The sequence below is a fragment of the Arthrobacter sp. M2012083 genome, from assembly GCF_000281065.1.
GTDB lineage: Bacteria > Actinomycetota > Actinomycetes > Actinomycetales > Micrococcaceae > Arthrobacter.
Window position 1 is genome coordinate 1 of the sequence record NZ_AKKK01000012.1, and the last position, 23,201, is coordinate 23,201.

Below are 23,201 nucleotides of genomic sequence, written 5' to 3' on the forward strand. Positions count from 1 at the left end.
CGGGCCACCTACAAAGCCGGCGACACCGACCTCGCCTGGACCCGCCTGACCAACTGGCGCATGCAACTCGCCGCCGTCTTCGACCAAGTGGACGGGGACCCTGTCTCCGCTGTGGCCGTCGAAGGCGCCTCGGACTCCCCGAGTACGCTCCTGCTGGCCGCCTGGCTTAGCCTCGCACTGCAGGCTCCTGTCACGATCGTGGCAGATCCTGCCGGGACCGGAATCCGTCGCGTCCGTCTCACGCGCGCCAGTGGCGATGTGCAGTTATTCCGTCCGGGACTGTCCGTGGCCGAGTTGACCCAGCCGGGACAGCCCGCACAACGCATCACACTCCCCCGCAGAAGCCTCAAAGACTGCCTCGCAGAAGAACTCCGACGGCTCGACCCCGACGAAGTCTTCGGAGAAGTGATTACGATGGGACTTCCACTTACCAGCCAGAGGAGAGTCCAAACCAGTGCACGCTGAGCCAAGAGTAAGCATCCACCCTGACTCCAAGGTGTTGATGGCCGCCATTGCGGCGCGTCTTATCACCAAGCTTGTGGATGTCCAGGACAAGCATGGCGAGGCCACGGTGGTCCTTACCGGCGGAACCGTTGGTATTGGAACCTTGAGGGCTGTGGCCGACTCTGCCGCTGCACCTGCCGTCGACTGGTCAAGGGTCAATTTCTGGTGGGGCGACGAGCGATTCGTCGCCTCCGACAGCGATGACAGGAATACGCGCCAAGCTCACCAGGCATTGCTGGCTCACTTGGCAGTTGATCCGGCCAGGGTTCACGAGCCCGGATCCGCTGACCAGTACGCCACGGCGGATGAAGCAGCGGCCGCGTACGCTGAAGAGCTCAAGGCAGCTGCTGAGGCCGAGCACGCAGCGGACACATCGGACAACAGGCCTGAGAGGCCTGGGATCCTGCCGCGCTTTGACATCTTGCTCCTCGGCGTCGGACCCGATGCGCACGTGGCGTCGCTCTTTCCCGAGCAGGCTGGAATTCGCGAGAAATCACGCACCGTGGTGGGCGTTGAGAATTCACCCAAGCCGCCGTCGTCGCGCATTTCCTTGACGCTTCCGGCGATCAACACCGCCCAGGAAATCTGGATGGTTGTTGCCGGCGAGGACAAGGCCGGTGCCGTGGGCCTGGCCCTGGCAGGCGCCAACCCCGTTCAGGTCCCCGCAGCGGGTCCCGTGGGACGCGCCAGGACACTATGGCTCATTGACGAGAATGCTGCGTCACGAGTCCCCCAGCAGTTGGTCCGGAAGGACCCCGCGGGCGCGTAACCTGTCCAGCGCTCCAGCCAGGACCACTTCGGCTTCCTGGCTGGAGCGTCTCTCTTTAACATAATCCAGGTGCGACTTGAAGATTTCGTCTTCGGGTCTGGTTGGTGTCGGGTGACCTGGATTCCGCGTAGCAAGAGAGCCGCATTTGGGGCAGTCCCAGGTTCCGGGGATCTGCTCGTCCGGCAGCTTGAGAAAAACCAGCCGTGTTTCGTGGCCTTTGGGGCACCAGTACGGCACACGGATACGCGGGGGTTGTTCACCGGGGCCGTGGTCGCTCTGATGTCGTGGGGCCGAACCTTGGGTCACACCTACGCGGGTGCCCCGATAACCAGGCGTGCCATGAACCATTTTCGAACCCCTAGCGACTCGGTGGTCGGCCGTCGCGGCCATGTGGACCCTACGGCCAACAGGGCCAGTCTAATGCGAGGCGCCCGACGGCGGCACTAGTGGTGGGTAACGGTGTCCAAAGAAGCGCGGGAAAAGAAAAAGGGAGGCCCCTGTCAAGGAGCCTCCCTTTGTGGGAATGCCTATGAGTCGCCACCCGAGGTAAATCGCATGATCAGGCCCAAGCCGATGATCACGACGCCCCAGGTGATGCCCAGGATGATGGTGAAGCGGTTCAGGTTGCGCTCGGCGACGCCGGAAGAACTCAATCCCGAACTCATTCCGCCACCGAACATGTCGGACAAACCGCCGCCACGTCCCTTGTGCAAGAGGATGAGCAGCGTCAGCAGAAGGCTGGTGATGCCCAGCAGGATCTGCAGAATGACTTGAAGAACGTCCACGACGGCCTTTCGAAGAAGCGGAAAACGGGAGCCGGACTAGTCCGTGACGAGGTGGCTCTCGAACCTGACAATGTTAGCAAACTCAGCGGGGTCCAGGCTGGCGCCACCCACAAGCAATCCGTCAACGTCGGTTTCAGCCATGATGGCAGCAGCATTGTTGGCCTTGACCGATCCTCCGTACAGCAGGCGGGTTTTCGCCGCGACGGTCTCGTCGAAGAGTTCGGCGAGCTCGGAACGGATCGCTGCACACATTTCCTGTGCGTCTTCCGGGCCGGCTACTTCGCCGGTACCGATGGCCCAGACGGGCTCGTAAGCCACAACGAGTTCGGCGGCCTGTTCGGCTGTGAGTCCTTCAACGCCCGCCCGCAACTGGGCCAGGGTGTGCTCCACGTGTGTGCCGGCTTGACGGACTTCGAGGCCCTCGCCGACGCACAGAACGGGCGTAACTCCGTGACGGAACCCGGCCTTGACCTTCGCGTTCAAGACTTCGTCGGACTCGTTGTGGATGGTGCGGCGCTCACTGTGGCCCACCAGGACGTAGGCACATCCCAGCTTGCTGAGGAACTGGCCGGAGATGTCACCCGTGTAGGCGCCGGAGTCGAACTGGGACAGGTCCTGGCCGCCATAGACAACTTCCAGTTCGTCACCCTGAACCAGCGTCTGGACACCGCGGAGGTCGGTAAACGGGGGAAACACTGCCACCTCGGTACGGCTGTAGTCGTGCTTGGCGTCGGACAGTGTCCAGGCGAGCTTCTGCAGCAGGGTGATGCCCTGGACGTGGTCCATGTTCATCTTCCAGTTGCCTGCGATGAACGGTTTACGGACGAAGTTGCCGTTGGCAGAGGTAGTCACATGAACTCCAAAGAATGCGTTGAAATATGGAACGGCCGGCAGGACGCGCTAGCGCCCTGCCGGCCGGTTGATGCTTAGCGGTCCAGGACGCTCAAACCGGGAAGTTCCTTGCCTTCAAGGTATTCCAGGCTGGCGCCGCCACCGGTGGAGATGTGGCCGAACTGCGAATCCTCGAAGCCGAGGGTGCGAACAGCGGCCGCAGAGTCGCCACCGCCAACAACGGTGAACGCAACCGTGTCCGTCAGGGCCTGCGCAATGGCACGCGTGCCACTGGAGAAGGCTTCGAATTCGAAGACACCCATGGGGCCGTTCCAGAACACAGTCTTGGCCCCTTCGATCTGGGCCGCGAATGCCGACGCCGACTCCGGACCGATGTCCAGGCCAATGCCGGAAGCACCGAAAGTGCTGTCCTCAATGGCGTCTGCCTTAACGACCTCGTGTTCAGCGTCCGCAGCGAAGCGGCTGGCGACCACGACGTCCGTGGGAATCACGAACGACGTTCCGGCGTCCGATGCTCGCTTGAGATAGTCCTGGACCACCGGAATCTGGTCTTCCTCGAGGAGGCTGCCCGCAACCTTGTGTCCGGCTGCTGCCAGGAAGGTGAAGAGCATGCCGCCGCCAACAAGGATGGTGTCAGCCTTGCCGAGCAGGTTGTCGATGACGGCCAGCTTGTCCGAGACTTTGGAGCCGCCGAGAACCACGACGTAAGGACGTTGCGTATCCGTGGTGAGTTTGCGGAGAACCTCTACTTCGGTGTGCACAAGATCGCCCAGGTATGACGGCAGCCGGGTGGCTACATCGAAGACACTCGCGTGCTTGCGGTGGACAGCACCAAAAGCGTCGTCCACGAACGCCCCGTTGCTTCCCGTCAGGGCAACCAATTCGTCAGCGAAGGCGCCGCGTTCGGCGTCGTCCTTGCTGGTTTCACGTGCGTCGAAGCGAACATTTTCCAAGATGAGAACTTCGCCATCCTGGAGCCCGGCTGCGAGCTCCTTTGCGGAGTCCCCCACAGTATCGTTGGCCAACTGAACCTTGAAGTCTGCTAGCTCCGCGAGGCGGTTGGCAGCGGGCTTCAGTGAGTACTTTTCCTCCGGAGTGCCCTTGGGGCGTCCGAGGTGGGCGGTTACGAGCACACGGGCACCGGCGTCCGAGAGCTTCTTGAGGACCGGAAGGGAGGCCTTGATGCGGCCGTCGTCGGTCACTGCAGAGCCGTCGAGCGGCACATTCAGGTCACTTCTGACCAGAATGTACCGCCCGCGGACACCTTCAGCGATGAGTTCGTTGAGGGTGTGAGATGTCATGTGTCTACCCTAGCCCAGCTTGGATGCGACAAGCTCCGTGAGGTCTACGAGGCGGTTGGAGTAACCCCACTCGTTGTCATACCAGGAAACAACCTTGACCTGGTTGCCGATGACCTTGGTGAGGCCGGAATCGAAGATGGACGACGCGGGGTCTCCGACGATGTCCGAGGACACGATGGGGGCATCCGTGTAGCTGAGGATTCCGGCGAACTGCTCGGATTCAGCGGCAGCCTTGACGGCAGCGTTGACTTCCTCGACAGTGACTTCGCGGGAAACGGTGACCGTGAGGTCGGTGGCGGAACCCGTGGGGACAGGAACGCGGATGGCGTAACCATCCAGCTTGCCCTTGAGTTCCGGCAGGACAAGGCCGATTGCCTTGGCAGCACCGGTGGAGGTGGGAACCATGTTGATGGCAGCAGCACGGGCGCGACGAAGATCGCCGTGCGGGCCGTCCTGGAGGTTCTGGTCGGCCGTGTAGGCGTGGACCGTGGTCATCAGGCCACGCTCAATTCCGAAGGCGTCATTGACAACCTTGGCCAGCGGGCCGAGGCAGTTGGTGGTGCAGGACGCGTTGGAGATGATGTGGTGCGCTGCGGGATCGTAGAGGTCCTGGTTGACACCCATGACGATGGTGATGTCTTCGTCGCTGGCTGGTGCCGAGATGAGGACCTTCTTGGCGCCGGCGTCGATGTGCTTCTGCGCCGCTGCTGCCTTGGTGAAGAAACCGGTGGACTCGATAACAATGTCGACGCCCAGCTCGCCCCAAGGGAGGTTTGCGGGATCGCGCTCGGCCAGCACAGTGATGGACTTGCCATCGACTACCAGGTTGCCATCAACAACCTCCACGGTCTGCGTGAGGCGGCCACCGACGGAGTCGTACTTCAGGAGGTGGGCGAGGGTCTCGGGGCTGGTGAGGTCGTTGACTGCCACGATCTCAAGGTCTGCGCCCTGGGCCAGTGCTGCGCGGAAGTAGTTACGGCCGATGCGGCCGAAGCCGTTGATACCAATACGGGTGGTCACTATGTGTCAATCTCCTTGGTGCTCTTGCAAGCACGCCTAGTGAGTCGGATCAAATATTTCCAACTAACAGACCCCGCACGTCTTTGGGCAGAGGTGATTATCAGATCGGAGGGCGACCAGCCACGTTGCTGAAGGCTAACCGCCTTCCGTGATCCATCTTACGTTTAACTAAGCCTGCCCCCGCAACTGCGGAGGCAGGCTTTCCAGCATTTGGCCCGAATTCACGCCGAAAGTGACTTTTGTTACATCGGCGTGAACCGGGCCTCACCAACTAAAGGACGATGAGGCCCGTGGCGTTGGTGCGGGCAGCTTCGAATCGCTTGGCGACGTCAGCCCAGTTCACGATGTTCCAGAATGCCTTGACATAGTCAGCCTTGACGTTGACGTAGTCCAGGTAGAAGGCATGTTCCCACATGTCCAGCATCAGCAGCGGGGTGGTGCCCACTGCCACGTTGCCCTGCTGATCGTAGAGCTGCTCGATGAGCAGGTTTCCACCGATGGGCTCGTAGGCAAGGAAAGCCCAGCCGGAACCCTGGAGGCCCAAGGCAGCAGCGCTGAACTGGGCGCGGAAAGCATCGAATGAACCGAAAGCGTCGTCGATGGCAGCAGCCAGTTCGCCTTCGGGCTTGTCGCCGCCGTCCGGGGAGATGTTGTTCCAGAACACGGAGTGGTTGATGTGGCCGCCAGTGTGGAACGCGAGGTCCTTGGAGAGGCGGTTGATGTTGGCGAAATCATTCTTCTCGCGCGCTTCGGCCAGCTGGGAGAGGGCGTTGTTGGCGCCTGCAACGTATGCCGCATGGTGCTTGCTGTGGTGCAGCTCCATGATCTTTGCCGAAATGTGCGGCTCAAGTGCTGCGTAGTCGTAGCCGAGCTCGGGCAGAACGTACTCTGTCACGAAATCCTCCAATGTAATGGACTCACGTCCGGGTTGGTAACTCTCGTTATGTCATCCGGCCAGCGGACCGGCCGGAAATCCTTGGCGAAGAAGACTGCTCTTGCCTCCACCGGGAACAACCCGCGGTGCACTCGCAGTATTTCCTCCGCACTTTGTCGATTCTATGGGTGCGGCCTACTCGTCCATCATTTCCGGAGTCACATTTGCCTCAGTGCCCGGGATACCCAAGTCCAAGGCACGTTTGTCTGCCATGGCCAGGAGCCTGCGTATGCGGCCGGCTATGGCGTCCTTGGTCATGGGCGGATCTGCGAGGCGGCCGAGTTCATCCAGGCTTGCCTGCTTGTGCGCGACCCGGAGCTCCCCGGCGTACTTGAGGTGGTCCGGAACGTCATCTCCCAGGATCTCCAAAGCACGGTCCACCCTTGCGCCCGCAGCTACTGCGGCTTGGGCTGATCGGCGAAGGTTGGCGTCATCGAAGTTGGCGAGCCTGTTGGCGGTGGCACGGACTTCCTTTCGCATGCGCCGTTCCTCCCAGACCATCAACGCGTCATGGGCTCCCATGCGGGTCAGGAGAGCAGCGATGGTGTCGCCGTCACGAATGACCACGCGGTCAACGCCGCGAACTTCGCGCGCCTTCGCCTGGATGCCAAGGCGGCGGGCTGCGCCTACCAATGCCAGCGCGGACTCGGGGCCGGGACACGTCACCTCGAGGGAAGACGATCGGCCCGGTTCAGTGAGTGAACCATGGGCGAGGAAAGCGCCCCGCCACACGGCCTCGGCATCGGCCGCTGAACCATTGACGACGGCGGAGGGAAGGCCCCGCACAGGTCGCCCACGGCCATCCAACAAGCCCGTTTGGCGGGCAAGTGCTTCCCCGTCGCGCACTACGCGGACCACGTAACGGCTCCCCCGGCGCAAACCCCCGCCGGAGACGACGATAATTTCGCTCTGATGTCCGTAGACTTCCGCGATCGCTGCCCGGAGACGGCGGGCCGTGGAAGCGAGGTCAACTTCAGCCTCGATAACGATCCGCCCCGAAATAATATGCAAGCCGCCTGCGAAGCGCAGCATTGCCGAAACCTCCGCCTTGCGGACCGAAGATTTCTTGATGTCCAGCCGGGACAGTTCGTCCTTGACCGACGCAGTAAGTGCCATCGCGTGTTCCTAACTGTTCCCGAAAATATCGTGGTACGCCGCTGCCAAGAGCAGTGGATCATGGACGGGGCGGCGCCTCGAAGCCCCTACTCTACCCAACACCACTTCGGCGCCGATCATCGCTGCCGCCTTCTCGAACGCCTTGCGATCCTGCACCGCTGCGGGATCCGCCAGGACGACGTCCACAGTGAACTCAGGTGCATAACGGCGCAAGACATCCAAATGGTCCGCTGCCGTCATACCGGACGTTTCCTTGGTTTCGACATCCAGGTTCATGGTGAGGCAACGCTTGGCGGCCGTATCTCCGAGTGCCCGCCGAAGCTCAGGCAACAGCAAATGCGGCAGCACCGAGGTGTACCAGGAACCGGGGCCCAGAATGACCCAGTCAGCCAGCTCAATCGCAGTGAGCGCCTCAGTGCAGGCAGGGGCGGCTTCAGGCAGGAGCCTGACTTCTTCCAGCTTCCCCGCCACAGCACACTTCGCCTGCCCCCGGACCGTACGCAGTTCATGGCCGCCACCCGGTAGCTCTACCTGCGCCTTGCCCTCAATGGTGAGGGGGACGCTGGACATGGGCAGTACCTGTCCGCGGGCACCCAACAAGGCTCCAGCCCACTTAAGCCCGGCAACGGTGTCGCCCAAAAGTTCCCACAGCGTGACGATCAGCAGGTTGCCCATGGCATGGTTGTCCAGCGAGCCCCCTTTCGCAGAACCCGCTTCGAAGCGGTGCTGCATGACGTCGCGCCAAGTCCTGCCCCAATCCGTGTCGTCGCAAAGGGCGCTCAGGGCCATCCGCAGGTCTCCAGGCGGGAGGACGCCGTACTCGTCGCGGAGACGCCCGGAGCTGCCGCCGTCGTCCGCTACCGTGACGATCGCCGTCAGCTCGGAGGTGAGCAAACGTAGGGCAGACAGCGAAGCCGCCAGTCCGTGACCGCCTCCCAGGGCGACCACGGAGGGGCTCTTCTTCTGCTGGCTGCCAGGAACGCCCTTGGGCGGTATGAGCGGCAGCGGACCCGTCAGGACCCCCACTACTCGCGTCCCAGGTCGCGGTGGGTGGTGGTCACGGTGACACGCGGGTACTGCGCAAGGCGCTTGGAAAGTTCCACGGAGACTGCCACTGAACGGTGCTTGCCACCGGTGCAACCAACCGCCAGCGTGGCGTAGTGCTTGTTCTCCTGGCGGTAGCCGTCCAGGACAGGCTCCAACGCCCGAACGTAGCGGTCCACGAACTCCTGGACACCCTCCGCGCCAAGGACGTATTCGCTGACGTCCTCATCCAGGCCGGTGTGGGGCCGAAGCTGGGGAACCCAGTGTGGATTGGGGATGAACCGCGCATCGGCTACGAAGTTGGCGTCCACGGGGAGCCCGTACTTGAATCCAAAACTCATGACGTTCAGGCGGAGCGTGACAGGCCCGGTATCACTGAACAGTTCCGTGATGGCCGTAGCCAGACCATGGACGTTGAAGTCGGAGGTGTCCAGAACGACGTCCGCGTGCTCACGAAGTTCACGGAGGACCTCACGCTCGATCCCGATGCCGTCGAGGATCCTTCCGCCGCCCTGCAGCGGATGCGGGCGGCGCCCCTGCTCGAAACGGCGGACCAGGACGTCGTCGTTGGCGTCGAGGAAAAGTACCCGGAAGGTGATGCCACTCGCGCTCAACGCTCCCAAGGCGGTCTGAATGTCGGTGAAGAGGTCCTTGCTGCGAACGTCCACCACTACTGCCAGCTTGGGAATCGACTTTGGTGCATGCGAGACGATTTCGGCCAGCGTGCCCAACATTTGCGGAGGAAGGTTGTCAACGACGTACCAGCCGTGATCCTCCAAAGCATCGGAGGCGGTGCTGCGTCCGGCACCCGACATGCCGGTTACCACCAGCAGCTCCGCCTCAGGCGGCTTGACGGGAGTCAGGCCGTCCTGCTCCGTGCCGGACTCTGCCGTAGCCTCATCCATCAGTTGTCCCCGTTTCGTCGGAAGTGGTCATTCGAAAGCTCCTGGCAGCCGCCTTGGGCGGCACATCATGCGTGGCCGGTTCCAGGCGTCCGGAAGCACGCTTGTGCCGCCAGCCAAGTTCTTACCCTAGCTAAGATTCAAGGATTTCGCCGGTGGTCATGTTCACCGCAGGTGCGGATTCACCGGTGTCCGCATCAGAACCAAGGTGCTGGATCACCGCCGCGGCCAGCGCTGGCCCGATGCCCTTGGCGGAGGTGAGCTCCTCCACGGACGCAGCCTTGATCTTCTTGAGCGAGCCAAAGTGTGCAACCAAGGCCTTGCGTTTCGCCTCACCCAGGCCCGGGACGCCGTCAAGCACGGAAACTGTCATCGCCTTGCCCCGCTTCTGCCGGTGGAAGCTGATGGCAAAGCGGTGGGCCTCGTCACGGATCCGCTGCAAAAGGTACAACCCTTGCGACGTTCGGGGCAGGATTACAGGGAAGTCGCTGTCCGGCAACCAGACTTCCTCGAGCCGCTTGGCAAGTCCCACGACGTAAACGTCATCAATGCCCAACTCTGCGAGGGCACGGGCCGCCGCATTGACCTGGGGCTGGCCGCCGTCCACTACCACCAGGTTGGGCGGGTACGCGAACTTCGCCTTCGGAGCGGGCAAAGAAGGGTCCGACGGCGGCACGTCAGTGCCGTTTTGGGCCCTGTTACTTTGTGCAGCACTACGCGTCGGGTTGACAATTTCGCCCGACACGACAGGGACCTGGGCGGCCTTGTCCGTGAGATAGTGCCTGAACCGACGGGTCAGGACGTCGTGCATGGCTGCCGTGTCGTCCGCTGCCGCCGCGCCCGTAATGGAGAATTTCCGGTAGTCGGACTTCTTGGGCAGCCCATCTTCCACCACCACCATGGAAGCCACCACGTTTGTTCCTTGAACGTGGGAGATATCGAAGCACTCGATCCGCAGCAGGGGAACTGGAATCTCCAGAGCCTCCTGCAGTTCCTGGAGGGCAAGGGACCGGACAGTAATGTCTCCTGCACGGCGCGTCTTGTGCAGCTTCAGGGCTTGCTCGGCATTCTCACGCACGGTGGACATCAAGGCAGCCTTGTCGCCTCGCTGGGGTACGCGGATGTCCACTCGGGCTCCGCGCAGGCCCCCCAGCCATTCGGTCAGTTCAACATGGTTGCTGGGCTTCTCCGGAACCAGGACCTCGCGCGGGATTCGGCCTTGAACCTCACTGTCCTCACCATAGACCTGCTGCAGCAAGTGTTCGATGAGTTCCGGCGTCGTAGCATCCTCCACTTTTTCTACTACCCAACCGCGCTGCCCACGGACGCGGCCGCCGCGAACGTGGAACACCTGCACGGAAGCTTCCAGTTCGTCTTCATGAAGCGCGAAGACGTCCGCGTCGGTGTCCTCCGCGAGGACCACTGCGTTGCGTTCAAAGACCTTGCGGAGCGCGATGATGTCATCCCTGAGCCCGGCCGCGCGCTCGTAGTCCAATTCGGCAACAGCGGAAGACATGTCTTTCTCCAACCGGCTGATGAAACGCTTGGCTTCGCCGCCCATGAAGGAACAGAAGTCTTCTGCCAGGCCACGGTGTTCTTCCGGGGTGACCCGTCCGACACAGGGCGCCGAACATTTGTCGATATAACCCAGAAGGCAGGGTCGCCCGCTGGACTCAGCACGCTTGAAGACGCCTGCGCTGCAGCTCCGCACAGGGAAGACCCGCAGGAGCGTATCCATGGTTTCCCTGATGGCACCGGCCGTGTAGGGACCGAAGTACCTGGTGCCCTTCCTTCTTTCACCACGCATGACCTGCACCCTGGGGTACTTCTCCCCCATGGTGACGGCAAGGTAGGGGTAGGTCTTGTCGTCCCGGAACACGACGTTGAACCGTGGCTTGAATTCCTTGATCCACGTGTATTCCAGCTGCAGCGACTCCAGCTCGCTCCCAACCACGGTCCATTCAACACTGCTGGCCGCGTGCACCATTGCATGGGTCTTGGGGAGAAGCCCTGCCGGATTCGCGAAGTATGAATTCAACCGTGAACGGAGGTTCTTTGCCTTGCCCACATAGATGACCCGGCCATGCGGGTCACGGAAACGATAGACGCCCGGCGTGGTGGGAATTTCACCTGTTTGGGGCCGGTAACTTGCTGGATCTGCCACGTTTCCAGTCTAGTGAACCGAAACGACACTCATTGCCACGGTGGCGCGGTCACCGAAGCTTCAGTCGATTGATTTGCTTTGGTTGTAGCTCGTGGACCGCTCCTGCCCGCTGAGCAGGGCGATGGCGTCCATGATCTTGTCGGTGACTTCGCGGCGGGCAGGGAGGGAATGGTCCGGGCCTGTCTTGTCGAAGTAGAGGGGTTCACCCACTTTCATGGTGAAGTGTTGCGGGCGAACAGCGTTCTTGTCCGCAGGCTGCAGCTTCTCGGTGCCAATCAGTCCGACCGGGATCACGGGAGCGCCCGTGGTCAAGGCGAGCCATCCCACGCCCGTCCTTCCACGGTAGAGAATTCCGTCCCGGGACCGCGTGCCTTCCGGGTAGATGCCGATGCCCTTTCCGGATTCCAGGATGTCCAACAGTGTCTTGAGAGCCTGGACGCTGGCCGCTTGCTCACCACGTTCGACGGGAATGGAACCTACTGCCTCGAAGAACGACTTCATGACGGCGCCCTTGACCCCTTTGGTGGTGAAATATTCCGCCTTGGCAAAAAAGGCGACAGGGCGGGGCATGAGTGCCTGAACGATCACGCTGTCCAGGAAGGAGAGGTGATTGGGGGCTACGATAAATGGCCCATCCTTGGGGACGTTCTCCAGCCCAATGACCGTAGGACGGCACGTGGAGGAAATCAGGCCACGGGTTGTCCAGCGGATCGCATCAAAGACTGCCATCGTTTTGTACCTCGCTCAGGGCTGCCGCGCGGACAGCGTCAAGTTCTTCAATTTTGGTGCGCAACTCGAGGGCCGTATTTACCACGGCGACTGCTCCGGCTTCCTCAAGTTCACCGTCCGGCGCAAATCCCCAACTGACGCCGATGCAGTCCAATCCGTTGGCCAGAGCGCCCGCGACGTCCTGATGCCGGTCCCCCACCATGACGGCCGGTTGGGAGTGAAGATCATTTAACGCCGCGGCGACGATTTCAACCTTGCCCGACGCTGTGTTGGCCTTCAGGGATTCATCATCCGCAGCCCCTCGGATGGAAACGAAGAAGTCAGCAATTTCGTGGTGTTCCAACACGAGGCGCGCAATTGACTGGGGCTTCTGGGTGGCCACTGCGACGGGCCGGCCAGTCTCCGCGAAGAATTCAAGAAGATCGAAGATTCCCGGGTACAGCTTGCTTTGGCCAATACCGGTTTCTTTGTAGTGGCCGCGGTATCGCTCAATGGTTTCATCCACCAATTCCCTGGGGACGTTGGCCAAATGGAGAAGGGAATCGCTGAGTTTGGGACCCACCATGGAATTCAGCACAGCTTGTTCGGGAACAGGGAGGTCCATTTCCCGGAGGGCGGCAGAAATGCCTCCCGTGATACCGCCGGCAGGATCGACAAGGGTGCCGTCCAGATCGAATATTACGGGCACCGTTGTTTGAGTCACCGGGTTAGTTTCTCACGAGTAGCGGCATGCCTGAAACTCGCATGCCGCTACTGGAATACTTCCAAGGTCTCGGAGATATTCCTTAGGCGGCCTCAAAGCCGTCCGTGAGTAACTAACCTAGAATCTCGGCCAGGAAGGTCGCTGTGTGGCTATCCGTGGATTTTGCCACCTGCTCAGGGGTTCCTGTAGCCACGATCTTTCCGCCACCCGAACCCCCATTCGGGCCAAGGTCCACAATCCAGTCCGCAGACTTGATCACGTCCAGGTTGTGCTCAATGGTGATCACGGTATTGCCTTTGTCCACCAAACCCTGAAGAACCATGAGCAGCTTGCGGATATCCTCAAAGTGCAGGCCAGTGGTCGGCTCATCAAGCACGTAGATGCTGCGACCGTTGGAACGCTTCTGTAGCTCGGCAGCCAGCTTTACGCGCTGGGCCTCACCACCCGACAAAGTGGTTGCCGGCTGGCCAAGCCTGACGTAACCAAGGCCCACGTCCACCAAGGTGTTCAAGTGCCGTGCGATCGGAGTGAAGGCAGCGAAGAATTCTGCACCTTCCTCGATGGGCATGTTGAGGACATCGGCTATGGTCTTGCCCTTGTAGTGGACTTCAAGGGTCTCCCGGTTGTACCGGGCGCCATGGCACACTTCGCAAGGGACGTAGACGTCCGGCAGGAAGTTCATCTCGATCTTCAACGTACCGTCGCCTGAACACGCCTCGCAGCGCCCACCCTTGACGTTGAACGAGAACCGTCCCGGCTGATAGCCGCGTACCTTGGCTTCAGTGGTTTCGGCGAAGAGCTTCCGGATGTTGTCAAAGACGCCGGTGTAGGTAGCCGGGTTGGACCGGGGTGTACGGCCGATGGGGCTTTGATCGACGTGGACCACCTTGTCCAGGTGCTCCAGTCCGGCCACCGTGCGATGCCGTCCCGCAACCTGCTTGGCGCCGTTGAGCTTGTTGGCGAGGACCTTGTAAAGGATCTCGTTCACCAACGTGGATTTGCCGGAACCACTGACGCCCGTCACCGCAGTGAAAAGTCCCAGTGGGAAGGTGGCGTCAACGTTGTTGAGATTGTTTTCCTTGGCGCCCACAACCTTGAGCTCACGCTTTTTGTCGTACTTTCGGCGCTTGGCGGGGACATCAATCTTGCGGCGTCCGGACAAGTAGGCGCCTGTCAGCGAGTCAGGGTTCTCCAGGAGTTCCTTGTATGTTCCGGAGTGCACCACTTGGCCGCCGTGTTCGCCGGCACCGGGTCCGATGTCTACAACCCAATCAGCTTCGTGGATAGTGTCTTCGTCATGTTCAACCACGATCAGGGTATTCCCGAGATCACGGAGCCGGGTGAGCGTCTCGATCAATCGCCTGTTGTCACGCTGGTGCAAGCCAATGGATGGCTCATCCAAAACGTAGAGGACACCCACCAGGCCGGAGCCGATCTGGGTGGCCAGCCGGATGCGTTGGGCCTCGCCACCGGACAAGGTACCCGAGGGGCGCTCCAGGTTGAGGTATTCCAAGCCGACGTCCAGGAGGAAGGTCAGGCGGGCCTGGATTTCCTTCAGCACCTGGTTGGCAATCTGGGCTTCCCTGTTGGTCAGGGTAAGGCTTCCCAGGAACTCCGCGCACTCACGCATCGGCAAGGCCGCGACCTCGGCGATCGACTTCCCGTTGATGAGCACTGACAGCGACGCCGGGTTGAGGCGCGCACCATTGCACTCAGGGCAGGGAATCTGCCGCATGTACTCTTCATACCGGTCGCGCGCCCAGTCGGAATCTGTTTCCCCATGCTTGCGGTGGACGTATTGAATGGCGCCTTCAAAGCCAGTGCTGTACTTGCGCTCTCGACCAAAGCGGTTCTTGTACTGGACAACAACTTTGTGATCCTTGCCGTGAAGCACGGTATTGCGAACGTCCTTGGGCAATTTCTCCCACGACGTCTTCATGGAGAAGCCCAGCTCGTGCGCCAAGCCCTCCAGGAGTCGGTTCCAATACTCGGTTGTCGCTGTACCGAGGGCCCAAGGAGCAATGGCCCCCTCACCCAGGGAGAGCTCCGGATTGGGAACGATGAGCTCTTCATCCACTTCCAACCGCGTTCCGATGCCACTGCAGGCAGAGCATGCGCCGAAAGGATTGTTGAAGGAGAACGAACGGGGTTCAATCTCGTCAATGGCCAACGGGTGCTCGTTGGGGCAAGCCAGGTTCTCCGAGAAGGCGCGGATACGCTCAGGATCCTCGGCATCGAGGTCCACGAACTCAACCAGTACGCGTCCTTCTGCAAGGCCCAGGGCTGTCTCTACGGAATCAGTGAGCCGCTGGCTGATCTCTTCCTTGACCACCAGGCGGTCCACCACAACCTCGATGGTGTGCTTGAACTGTTTGCCAAGCTTGGGAGGATCGCTTAGCTGAACCAGTTCGCCGTCCACACGGGCGCGCGAATAGCCCTTCGCGGTCAGCTCCTTGAAGAGATCGACGAACTCGCCCTTGCGTCCTCGTACGACCGGGGCCAGGACCTGGAACCGTGTGCCCGGATCCAGCTCCAGAAGCTGATCCACGATCTGCTGCGGTGTCTGCCGGGCGATGGGCTCGCCGCAAACCGGACAGTGCGGACGGCCGACGCGCGCCCACAACAAACGCATGTAGTCATAGATCTCGGTGATGGTGCCCACCGTGGAACGCGGGTTCTTGCTGGTGGACTTCTGGTCGATGGATACCGCAGGAGACAGACCCTCGATGAAATCGACATCAGGCTTGTCCACCTGCCCAAGGAATTGACGTGCGTACGCGGACAACGATTCCACGTAGCGACGCTGGCCCTCCGCGAAGATCGTGTCAAAAGCCAGGGACGACTTGCCGGAACCGGAGAGTCCCGTGAACACGATCATGGCGTCACGGGGGAGGTCGAGATCCACGTTTCGCAAATTGTGTTCCCGGGCACCCTTGACCACCAAGCGGGAGAGATCCGGCTTGGCGGGTTTGGTATCGGGAACGACGGAGACGCCGTTCAAGGCATCCATGGCGGTATCTTCAGCTAAGGCTTTGGGCACCTACCAATGCTAATCGAAAACTTCTTCGAATTTCCATGTCGCGCCTCACATGCTACTGATCGGTATCAATCGGCATCATAGGCGGCAGCAAGAAGCTGCACTGCCTCAGCGAATGAAGCTCCTTGGGCCTTGGCAGCGGCCGCATATTCCGCGGCAACCCCCGCCAGTGCTCCCCAACGATCGTCCCGTGCACAGACCACGGTGCCATTGCGCCCTCGTGTTGCCACTACCCCGGCTGCTTCCAATTCCTTGTACGCACGGGCCACGGTGTGCGGAGCGACATCCAGCACCCCGGCCAGATTCCGAACAGGAGGAAGCTTGGCGCCAACGGCCAGGATCCCGGTATCCACCAGTTCAATGATGCGCAGTCTCAATTGTTCGAAGAGCGCAACGGCGCTGCTGGTGTTGGGGCGCCAGCTGCCCGGAAAATCCCCGGTGGGAGTCACGAGGAAATCCGGCCTGGCGCCGACTCCACACGGGGCATCTGTTGTTCGAAGCATCCTTGGTCCATGCCGAGAATTAGACCAGCGACGACGGCCAGGGACAAGCCGTCACGGCGGAGGGAAGTGAATGCTACGTACGCGGAAGCGCCCTGCCGGGTCATGCGGACTTTTGGGCTACTGCGAAAATGCGACGGAACGGGAAGACTGTTCCGTGGATCGTTGAAGGGTAGGCCTCACGCAGCAGGGCCGAGTATTCCGCTTCAAATTCAGATGCCTCCGCAGGGGTCAAGGCTGCCAATATTGGACGAAGTCCAGTGCCCCGGACCCACTCCAATACCGGGTCCTGCCCTTGGAGCACCTGCTGGTAGGTGGTTTCCCAAGCGTCTGCTGCACATCCGGCGTCGAGCATGATGCCGAGGTAGTCCGCAGGACTACCCACAGCGCCATCGTGCCGAAGCACGCCGCCCAGCCGTGTAGACCACCTTGGCGATTCTGCCAGTTGCCGCATGAGGGTGTGGGAGGGGGACGTGAAGTTTCCCGGTACTTGCATGGCAAACCACGACCCCGGCTTGAGGGCGCGAAGCCAACCGGCCAGCATCTCCTGATGTCCGGGAACCCATTGGAGAACGGCATTCGTGACCACGACGTCGGTATCCGCATCGGGAACCCACTGCGTGACATCGCCCGGTTGGAAGGTCAGCCGGCTGGACTGCGCTTGGGGGAATTGCTCCCGGAGGGCCTGCGCTTTGCGGAGCATTTCCTCCGAGGAGTCGAGACCCACAACATGGGCTTCCGGCCAGCGATCAACCAGCGTAGCGGTCAGGTTTCCGGGGCCGCATCCGAGATCAATGACCTTCCTTGGTTCGTCAGCCCGCACCCTCGCGACGAGGTCATGGAATGGCCGGTCGCGATGGTTGCCGAATTCCACGTACTTGGATGGATCCCACTTCACAAAAGCCTCCTCGCATCTGTCCTGCCTGACGGGGCGAGCCTAAACCGTCCGGGCACTAAGCTGGAAACCAATGAAACTTCTTGAGCAGCTCCCCGGTTCCACGGCCACCGATCCTTTGGACCCGGACGAAATCTACACCCGGTTCGTGGAGTGGACCGAGAGCCGTGGATTGCAGCTATACCCGGCGCAGGACGAAGCGATCATGGAGCTTGCCTCCGGTGCGAACGTCATCCTGGCCACACCCACAGGCTCCGGTAAATCCCTGGTAGCGATCGCGGCGCACTTTGAGGCGATGGCACGCGGCCAGCGGAGCTATTACACAGCCCCCATCAAAGCACTGGTCTCCGAGAAATTCTTCGCACTCTGCGAGATCTTCGGTGCCGAAAATGTTGGCATGATCACCGGTGATTCCGGTGTGAACCAAGACGCCCCCATCATCTGTTGCACGGCGGAAATCCTGGCCAACATAGCCCTCCGCGAGGGCTCTGCGGCAGAGGTCGGCTCCGTGATCATGGACGAGTTCCACTTTTACTCCGACCCGCAGCGCGGTTGGGCATGGCAGGTGCCGCTCCTGGAACTCCCCCAAGCCCAGTTCCTGCTGATGTCCGCCACCCTGGGCGACGTCTCCCGATTCGAAACGGGTTTGACTGGGCTGACGGGCCGGACCACCACAACTGTCAGCTCTGCGGAACGCCCCATTCCGCTGCATTACTACTACCATCTGACGCCGGTTCACGAGACGCTGGAGGAACTGCTCTCCACCAAGCAGGTTCCCGTCTATGTGGTGCATTTCAGCCAAGCGGAGGCTATCGAGCGCGCGCAGAACCTTATGAGCATCAACATGTGCAGCCGTGCTGAAAAGGACCGCATTGCCGAGTTGATTGCGGGATTCAGGTTTGCCGCCGGCTTCGGAAAGACGCTCAACAGGCTGGTCCGGCACGGCATCGGGGTCCACCACGCCGGTATGCTGCCAAAGTACCGCCGCCTGGTGGAACAGCTCGCCCAAGCCGGCCTCCTCAAGGTGATCTGCGGAACCGATACTTTGGGGGTGGGCATCAACGTGCCTATCCGGACCGTGCTGTTGACGGCTCTCAGCAAGTACGACGGCGTACGCACCAGATCGCTCAACTCACGTGAGTTCCATCAGATTGCCGGCCGCGCCGGCCGCGCCGGCTATGACACCGCCGGGACGGTGGTGGTCCAGGCCCCGGACCACGTGGTGGAGAACACCAAAGCCATGGCCAAAGCCACCGCCAAGTTTGGCGATGACCAGAAGAAACTGCGCCAAGTCGTCAAGAAAAAGCCTCCCGAAGGGTTCGTTTCCTGGGGGGAGCCGACGTTCAAGCGTCTCGTGGAGTCTGTACCCGAGCCATTGACTTCAAGCTTCACTGTCACCCACGCGATGCTGTTGAACTTGATGGAACGCCCCGGAGACCCCTTCCAGGCAACACGGCGCCTGCTCAGCGAGAACCATGAGAGCCGCCCTGCGCAACTCAGGCTCATGAAGAAGGCCCTCGGAATCTACAGGGAATTGCTGGCCGCCGGTGTCGTGGAACGCATCCCGGAGGAGGAACAGGAGGCTGAAGGGCGCTCAGTCCGGCTGACTGTTCACCTGCAGGCAAACTTTGCCCTTAACCAGCCGCTCTCCCCCTTTGCGCTTGCTGCGTTGGAGCTCCTTGATCCTGAGTCTCCCTCTTACGCCTTGGATGTTGTCTCCGTCATTGAGTCCACGCTGGAGAAGCCTCGCCAGATTCTCTCTGCCCAGCAGAAGAAAGCGAGGGGCGAAGCTGTTGCCGCCATGAAGGCTGACGGCATTGAGTATGACCAGCGCATGGCCATACTGGACGAAGTTACCTATCCCATGCCCTTGGCGGAGATCCTTGGCGAGGCCTTCGAGGTCTACCGGAAGGCGGCTCCCTGGGTGGGCGACTTCGAGCTCGCTCCGAAATCGATTATTCGGGACATGTATGAGCGTGCCATGAACTTTGGCGAGTTCGTGCAGTTCTACGGCCTGGCCCGATCGGAGGGCATCGTCCTGCGTTACCTGGCGGACGGATTCCGCGCGCTTAGGCAGACGGTTCCCCAGGATTCGCTCCGCGAGGACCTTGAAGATCTCATCGCTTGGTTGGGCGAGCTGGTACGCCAAGTGGATTCCAGCCTGTTGGATGAGTGGGAAGAGCTGACGTCCGGACTCGCGCCCACACCCCATGACGCTCCCCCGCCCCCACCTCCGCTGCTCACCACCAACATCCGGGCCTTCCGGGTAATGGTTCGGAACGAGATGTTCCGCAGGGTTGAACTTTTTGCGGACGAGGACTCCGCAGCGTTGGGCGAACTCGATGCCGACGCCGGCTGGGACGCAGAGCGCTGGGAAGAGGTCCTGGACGACTACTTCGACGAACATGATGACATTGGCACCGGTCCCGACGCGCGGGGTCCCGGGCTGCTCATCATTACCGAGCAACCCGGGACGTGGAAGGTGCGGCAAATCTTCGACGACCCCGCGGGCAACCACGACTGGGGAATTTCCGCAGAGGTGGACTTGGCAGCCTCCGATGAGACCGGAACCGCCGTGGTCCGGGTGACAGACGTCAACAGGCTCTAGGCGCACGTGCGATGAGACCCGGTGCCATTGGATCCGTCCCGGATCTGACCGCGGGCTTGCGGGAGGTGGAAGCCTTACGCGAGGAGCAGCGGGCGGCCTGCACTGGTTCGCGTCGATGGTGGCATGGCGGCCTGGACGTCGAGGGCTTGGCGCTGGGCTCGGTTCAAGCCGCCGCTACGGCGCTGAACGCGCTGACTGGCCACCCAGGCAGATACTCGACTGACTCGGGGCTGACTTCAGCGGCGTTCGATTCATTGGGCCATCTTCGGGTTGAGGGGCGAAAGCCCCAAGGCTTCGCTCCCACGTCAGGGTTTCGGCGCACGGCCGACGGCTGGGTCCGCCTCCACGCCAACTACCCTCATCACGCAGCACGGCTGATGGAAGCGTTGTCTGCCACAGTGCCGCAGGACGTTGACCGCGCCCTGTTGTCAATGACGTCCTTACAGGCCGAGACCGTGATCGTGGCTTACGAGGGGGTGGCTGCCGCTGTCCGGAGCCGCGAGGAATGGGTTGCTTCGCCGATGCATGACGCGGCAATCTCCGATCCGTGGATCAGTTTCTCGCGTTCTGATATTCAGTCCGTGGGGTCGGCTTCCACGCCGTGGGTGCCGGCGGAGAACCCCTTCCGGCCCTTGGGTGGGTTGAGAGTGCTTGACCTGACACGCGTCATCGCTGGCCCCAGTGCCACGCGCCTGCTGGGTGCACTGGGCGCGGATGTCCTGCGCATCGATCCGCCCCTCCTTCCGGAGCTGATCGATGCGTTTATCGACGCGGGGTTCGACAAGCGCAGCGCCGAAGCTGATTTCAGGAAGAACGAGGACTTGGCAACTGTGCATGCTCTCGTCGCCTCAGCAGATGTGGTGGTCACCGGATACCGGGACGGGGGCTTGGACAAATTCGGATTGAGCCAGGACGCGCTGCTCGCTGTCAAACCCGGGCTGGTGGTTGTCACGCTGACCGCGTGGGGCGGCAGCGGGCCGTGGAAGGGAAGGCGGGGCTTTGACAGCCTCGTCCAGGCTGCCTGCGGAATCGCTGAGCGATATGGACAGCATCACGACGACGGGTGGACACCTGGTGCGCTCCCGGTTCAGGCCCTGGACCACGCCACAGGATACGGACTCGCGGCAGCAGTGCTGGCTTTACTGGCCGAGCGCTTAAGGACCGGAGCCGGTGGAACTGCGAAACTCTCCCTGGCACGGACGGCCGAGGAACTCTTCGCCCTGTCTTCCGGCCGCCAGGACAGCCCGGTGAGCCCACTCCATGAGCCGGAGTACCTTGAAGTTGACAGCCCCTACGGCGAGCTCAGGTTCGTAGGGCCGCCCCTTTTGGTAGAGGGCGCTCCGCTGACGTACCGTGAACCGCCTGTACGTTATGGAACGTCTGCGGTCGCCTGGCGGTAGGAGGCCGGCAAGCCCCTAGTAAGCTCGAATGCATGAGTGTAATCCGCCCCGCCACCGTTGACGACGTTCCCGCCATCCTGCGTATGATCCATGACCTCGCGATCTACGAAAAGGAACCGGACGCAGTTAAGAACACCCCGGCCATGCTCACCGAAGTACTTTTTGGGGAGAACCCTCGGGTATTCGCCACCATTGCCGAAAACAGCGCCGGCACAGTCCAAGGCTTCGCGCTCTGGTTCCTGAACTACTCCACGTGGGAAGGCGTCCACGGCATCTACCTTGAGGACCTCTACGTAGTGCCGGATGCCCGGGGTGAGGGCCACGGCAAAGCGCTCCTGCAATATTTGGCTACCACCGCCGTCGAACGCGGTTACGCCCGGGTGGAATGGAGCGTCCTGAACTGGAACGAACCCTCCATCAACTTCTACAAGAACCTTGGCGCGTTCCCGATGGAAGAATGGTCAACGTTCCGGCTGACGGGCGACGCACTCCAGGCCTTTGGAGCGAACGTCAGTGAGGCGAAAGAGGCGCTGACCCGTGGCTGAACCATACGTAGCTGGCGAACGGGCCGCCAACGGCAGGCACATCATCAAAGCCCGCCACGAATTCCGGGGCCTTAGGACGGCGGAGCATTACTTCACTGTTCCCCTGACGCATCAGGCAGACGTACCTGACGAGACGATCACGGTCTTCGCCCGGGAATACTCCTCCACTGACCATTCGGCAGACGAAGTGGCCAAGCTGCCGTGGCTCGTGTTCCTCCAAGGAGGGCCCGGCGGCCGGGGCAATCGTGTAACCTCGCTGTCCGGCTGGATGAAAGCGGCGGCGAAGGACTTCCGCATCCTCATGCTCGATCAACGTGGCACCGGATTGTCCACCCCGATTGAGCGACAGTCATTGGAGCTCAGGGGTGACGCCGCGGCGCAGGCAGAATACCTGACCCACTTCCGTGCCGATTCCATCGTTGCCGACGCCGAGTACATCCGGGGAGTCCTGGGCTCCGGACCGTGGTCAGTGCTGGGACAGAGCTTCGGCGGGTTCTGTGCCCTGACGTACCTGTCCTTCGCGCCGGAAGGGCTGCGCGAAGTACTCATCACGGGTGGTCTGGCACCGCTCCACGGTTCAGCCGAGCGCGTGTATCAGGCAACGTTCCGTCGGGTTGCCGCCAGGAACGCCGAGTATTTCTCGTGGTACCCGGAGGACCGGAAAAAGGTCACGCGCATTGCCCGTCATCTGGAGCAGTACCCTGAATTCCTTGCCAGTGGAGAACGTCTAACGCCGGAGCGTTTCCAGATGGTGGGTTCGTTCCTGGGCGGAAACACCAGGGTTGACGCGCTTCACTATCTTTTGGAGGACGCGTTCATCATCACGCCCTCCGGGGAGCGGTTGTCCGAATCATTCCTTGAACAAGTACGGGGACTGGTGAGCCGGGCGGCCAATCCGCTCTATGCCGTCCTGCATGAATCAATCTACGGTCAGGGCGAGGCAACCAACTGGGCCGCCTGGCGCGTTCTGGAGGACTACCCTGAGTTCAAGCCAGAAGCTGAAGAACCTCTGCTCACTGGCGAAATGGTGTATCCGTGGTACTTCGAACAGGATCCCGCGCTGGTTCCCTTACGCGACGTGGCTGAGGTACTGGCCGACCGAAAAGACTGGAAACCGTTGTATGACCCCACCCGGTTGGCGTTAAACACGGTCCCTGTTGCGGCCGCCGTGTACAAGGACGACATCTACGTGGATCACGATCTTTCACTTGAGACCGCGGCTGCGGTGCGCGGTCTTCAAACCTGGGTCACGTCGGACTTCCACCATGACGGCATCGGCGAAGACGGTGAGGGCATCTTTGGGAGACTCCTCGGTATGGTGCGCGCCAACCGCTAGGTGGACGTGTCAGCGGGGCGGCCGCCTATCGAGGTGGCCGCCCCCTGCCGTTTTGCC

At 61.5% G+C, this 23,201-nt stretch carries 21 protein-coding genes; 6 read left to right on the plus strand and 15 right to left on the minus strand.

Annotation, left to right across the window (positions count from 1 at the left end; translation table 11 throughout):
• On the plus strand, nt 1-465 hold a 465-nt coding region (locus tag A477_RS22190), incomplete at its 5' end, for a glucose-6-phosphate dehydrogenase assembly protein OpcA (RefSeq protein WP_017198452.1).
• Nucleotides 455-1,273: a 6-phosphogluconolactonase gene (pgl, locus tag A477_RS0107775; protein WP_017198453.1), complete on the plus strand. Its 819-nt coding sequence runs from the start codon at nt 455-457 to the stop codon at nt 1,271-1,273. The genes A477_RS22190 and pgl, both read left to right, overlap by 11 nt.
• On the opposite strand, the gene A477_RS22950 is transcribed toward pgl, so the two are convergent.
• The 15 genes from A477_RS22950 to A477_RS0107845 all read right to left on the minus strand — a co-directional run bounded on the left by A477_RS22950 (nt 1,226) and on the right by A477_RS0107845 (nt 17,258).
• Nucleotides 1,226-1,663, minus strand: coding sequence for an RNA polymerase-binding protein RbpA (locus tag A477_RS22950; protein WP_353579766.1), 438 nt, complete (start codon nt 1,661-1,663; stop codon nt 1,226-1,228). The two genes, pgl and A477_RS22950, sit on opposite strands and share 48 nt — an antisense overlap.
• Before the next feature lie 137 nt (nt 1,664-1,800).
• Nucleotides 1,801-2,058, minus strand: coding sequence for a preprotein translocase subunit SecG (secG, locus tag A477_RS0107780; protein WP_017198454.1), 258 nt, complete (start codon nt 2,056-2,058; stop codon nt 1,801-1,803).
• 36 nt (nt 2,059-2,094) lie between these two features.
• Complete coding sequence (gene tpiA, locus A477_RS0107785; protein WP_017198455.1) at nt 2,095-2,910, minus strand: triose-phosphate isomerase; 816 nt, start codon at nt 2,908-2,910, stop codon at nt 2,095-2,097.
• A gap of 74 nt (nt 2,911-2,984) precedes the next feature.
• The gene (locus A477_RS0107790; RefSeq protein WP_017198456.1) at nt 2,985-4,211 is read right to left on the minus strand and encodes a phosphoglycerate kinase; all 1,227 of its coding nucleotides are present in this window, start codon (nt 4,209-4,211) and stop codon (nt 2,985-2,987) included.
• 9 nt (nt 4,212-4,220) lie between these two features.
• Nucleotides 4,221-5,231, minus strand: a complete 1,011-nt coding sequence (gene gap, locus A477_RS0107795) for a type I glyceraldehyde-3-phosphate dehydrogenase (RefSeq protein ID WP_017198457.1) — start codon at nt 5,229-5,231, stop codon at nt 4,221-4,223.
• Nucleotides 5,232-5,502: 271 nt separating this feature from the next.
• Nucleotides 5,503-6,126: a superoxide dismutase gene (locus A477_RS0107800; protein WP_026005437.1), complete on the minus strand. Its 624-nt coding sequence runs from the start codon at nt 6,124-6,126 to the stop codon at nt 5,503-5,505.
• 174 nt (nt 6,127-6,300) lie between these two features.
• Complete coding sequence (whiA, locus tag A477_RS0107805) at nt 6,301-7,281, minus strand: DNA-binding protein WhiA (protein WP_017198459.1); 981 nt, start codon at nt 7,279-7,281, stop codon at nt 6,301-6,303.
• A gap of 9 nt (nt 7,282-7,290) precedes the next feature.
• Entirely contained in the window at nt 7,291-8,307 is a 1,017-nt protein-coding gene (locus tag A477_RS0107810) for a gluconeogenesis factor YvcK family protein (protein WP_017198460.1), read from the minus strand.
• Complete coding sequence (gene rapZ / locus A477_RS0107815) at nt 8,307-9,230, minus strand: RNase adapter RapZ (RefSeq protein WP_017198461.1); 924 nt, start codon at nt 9,228-9,230, stop codon at nt 8,307-8,309. The genes A477_RS0107810 and rapZ overlap by 1 nt, the downstream gene beginning before the upstream one ends.
• A gap of 130 nt (nt 9,231-9,360) precedes the next feature.
• Entirely contained in the window at nt 9,361-11,391 is a 2,031-nt protein-coding gene (gene uvrC, locus A477_RS0107820) for an excinuclease ABC subunit UvrC (RefSeq protein WP_017198462.1), read from the minus strand.
• Nucleotides 11,392-11,451: 60 nt separating this feature from the next.
• Nucleotides 11,452-12,120, minus strand: a complete 669-nt coding sequence (locus A477_RS0107825; protein WP_017198463.1) for a lysophospholipid acyltransferase family protein — start codon at nt 12,118-12,120, stop codon at nt 11,452-11,454.
• A complete protein-coding gene (locus tag A477_RS0107830; protein WP_017198464.1) occupies nt 12,107-12,823 on the minus strand; it encodes an HAD hydrolase-like protein in 717 nt (238 codons plus the stop codon). Before A477_RS0107830 ends, A477_RS0107825 begins: the two co-directional genes overlap by 14 nt.
• Before the next feature lie 112 nt (nt 12,824-12,935).
• Complete coding sequence (gene uvrA / locus A477_RS0107835; protein ID WP_017198465.1) at nt 12,936-15,863, minus strand: excinuclease ABC subunit UvrA; 2,928 nt, start codon at nt 15,861-15,863, stop codon at nt 12,936-12,938.
• A 65-nt stretch (nt 15,864-15,928) separates the two neighbouring features.
• Nucleotides 15,929-16,309, minus strand: a complete 381-nt coding sequence (locus A477_RS0107840) for a GntR family transcriptional regulator (RefSeq protein WP_026005438.1) — start codon at nt 16,307-16,309, stop codon at nt 15,929-15,931.
• 154 nt (nt 16,310-16,463) lie between these two features.
• Nucleotides 16,464-17,258: a trans-aconitate 2-methyltransferase gene (locus A477_RS0107845; protein WP_026005439.1), complete on the minus strand. Its 795-nt coding sequence runs from the start codon at nt 17,256-17,258 to the stop codon at nt 16,464-16,466.
• Nucleotides 17,259-17,328: 70 nt separating this feature from the next.
• On the opposite strand from A477_RS0107845, the gene A477_RS0107850 reads away from it, so the two are divergent.
• From A477_RS0107850 to A477_RS0107865, 4 genes are read left to right on the plus strand one after another with little or no spacing between them, the layout of a single operon-like run.
• Nucleotides 17,329-19,863: a DEAD/DEAH box helicase gene (locus A477_RS0107850; RefSeq protein WP_017198467.1), complete on the plus strand. Its 2,535-nt coding sequence runs from the start codon at nt 17,329-17,331 to the stop codon at nt 19,861-19,863.
• 11 nt (nt 19,864-19,874) lie between these two features.
• Nucleotides 19,875-21,263: a CoA transferase gene (locus tag A477_RS0107855; protein WP_017198468.1), complete on the plus strand. Its 1,389-nt coding sequence runs from the start codon at nt 19,875-19,877 to the stop codon at nt 21,261-21,263.
• Nucleotides 21,264-21,295: 32 nt separating this feature from the next.
• Nucleotides 21,296-21,808 carry a GNAT family N-acetyltransferase gene (locus A477_RS0107860; protein WP_017198469.1) on the plus strand — a complete coding sequence of 171 codons (513 nt, stop codon included), beginning with the start codon at nt 21,296-21,298 and terminating at the stop codon, nt 21,806-21,808.
• The gene (locus A477_RS0107865; RefSeq protein WP_017198470.1) at nt 21,801-23,144 is read left to right on the plus strand and encodes an alpha/beta fold hydrolase; all 1,344 of its coding nucleotides are present in this window, start codon (nt 21,801-21,803) and stop codon (nt 23,142-23,144) included. The genes A477_RS0107860 and A477_RS0107865 overlap by 8 nt, the downstream gene beginning before the upstream one ends.
• The last annotated feature ends 57 nt before the right edge of the window (nt 23,145-23,201 follow it).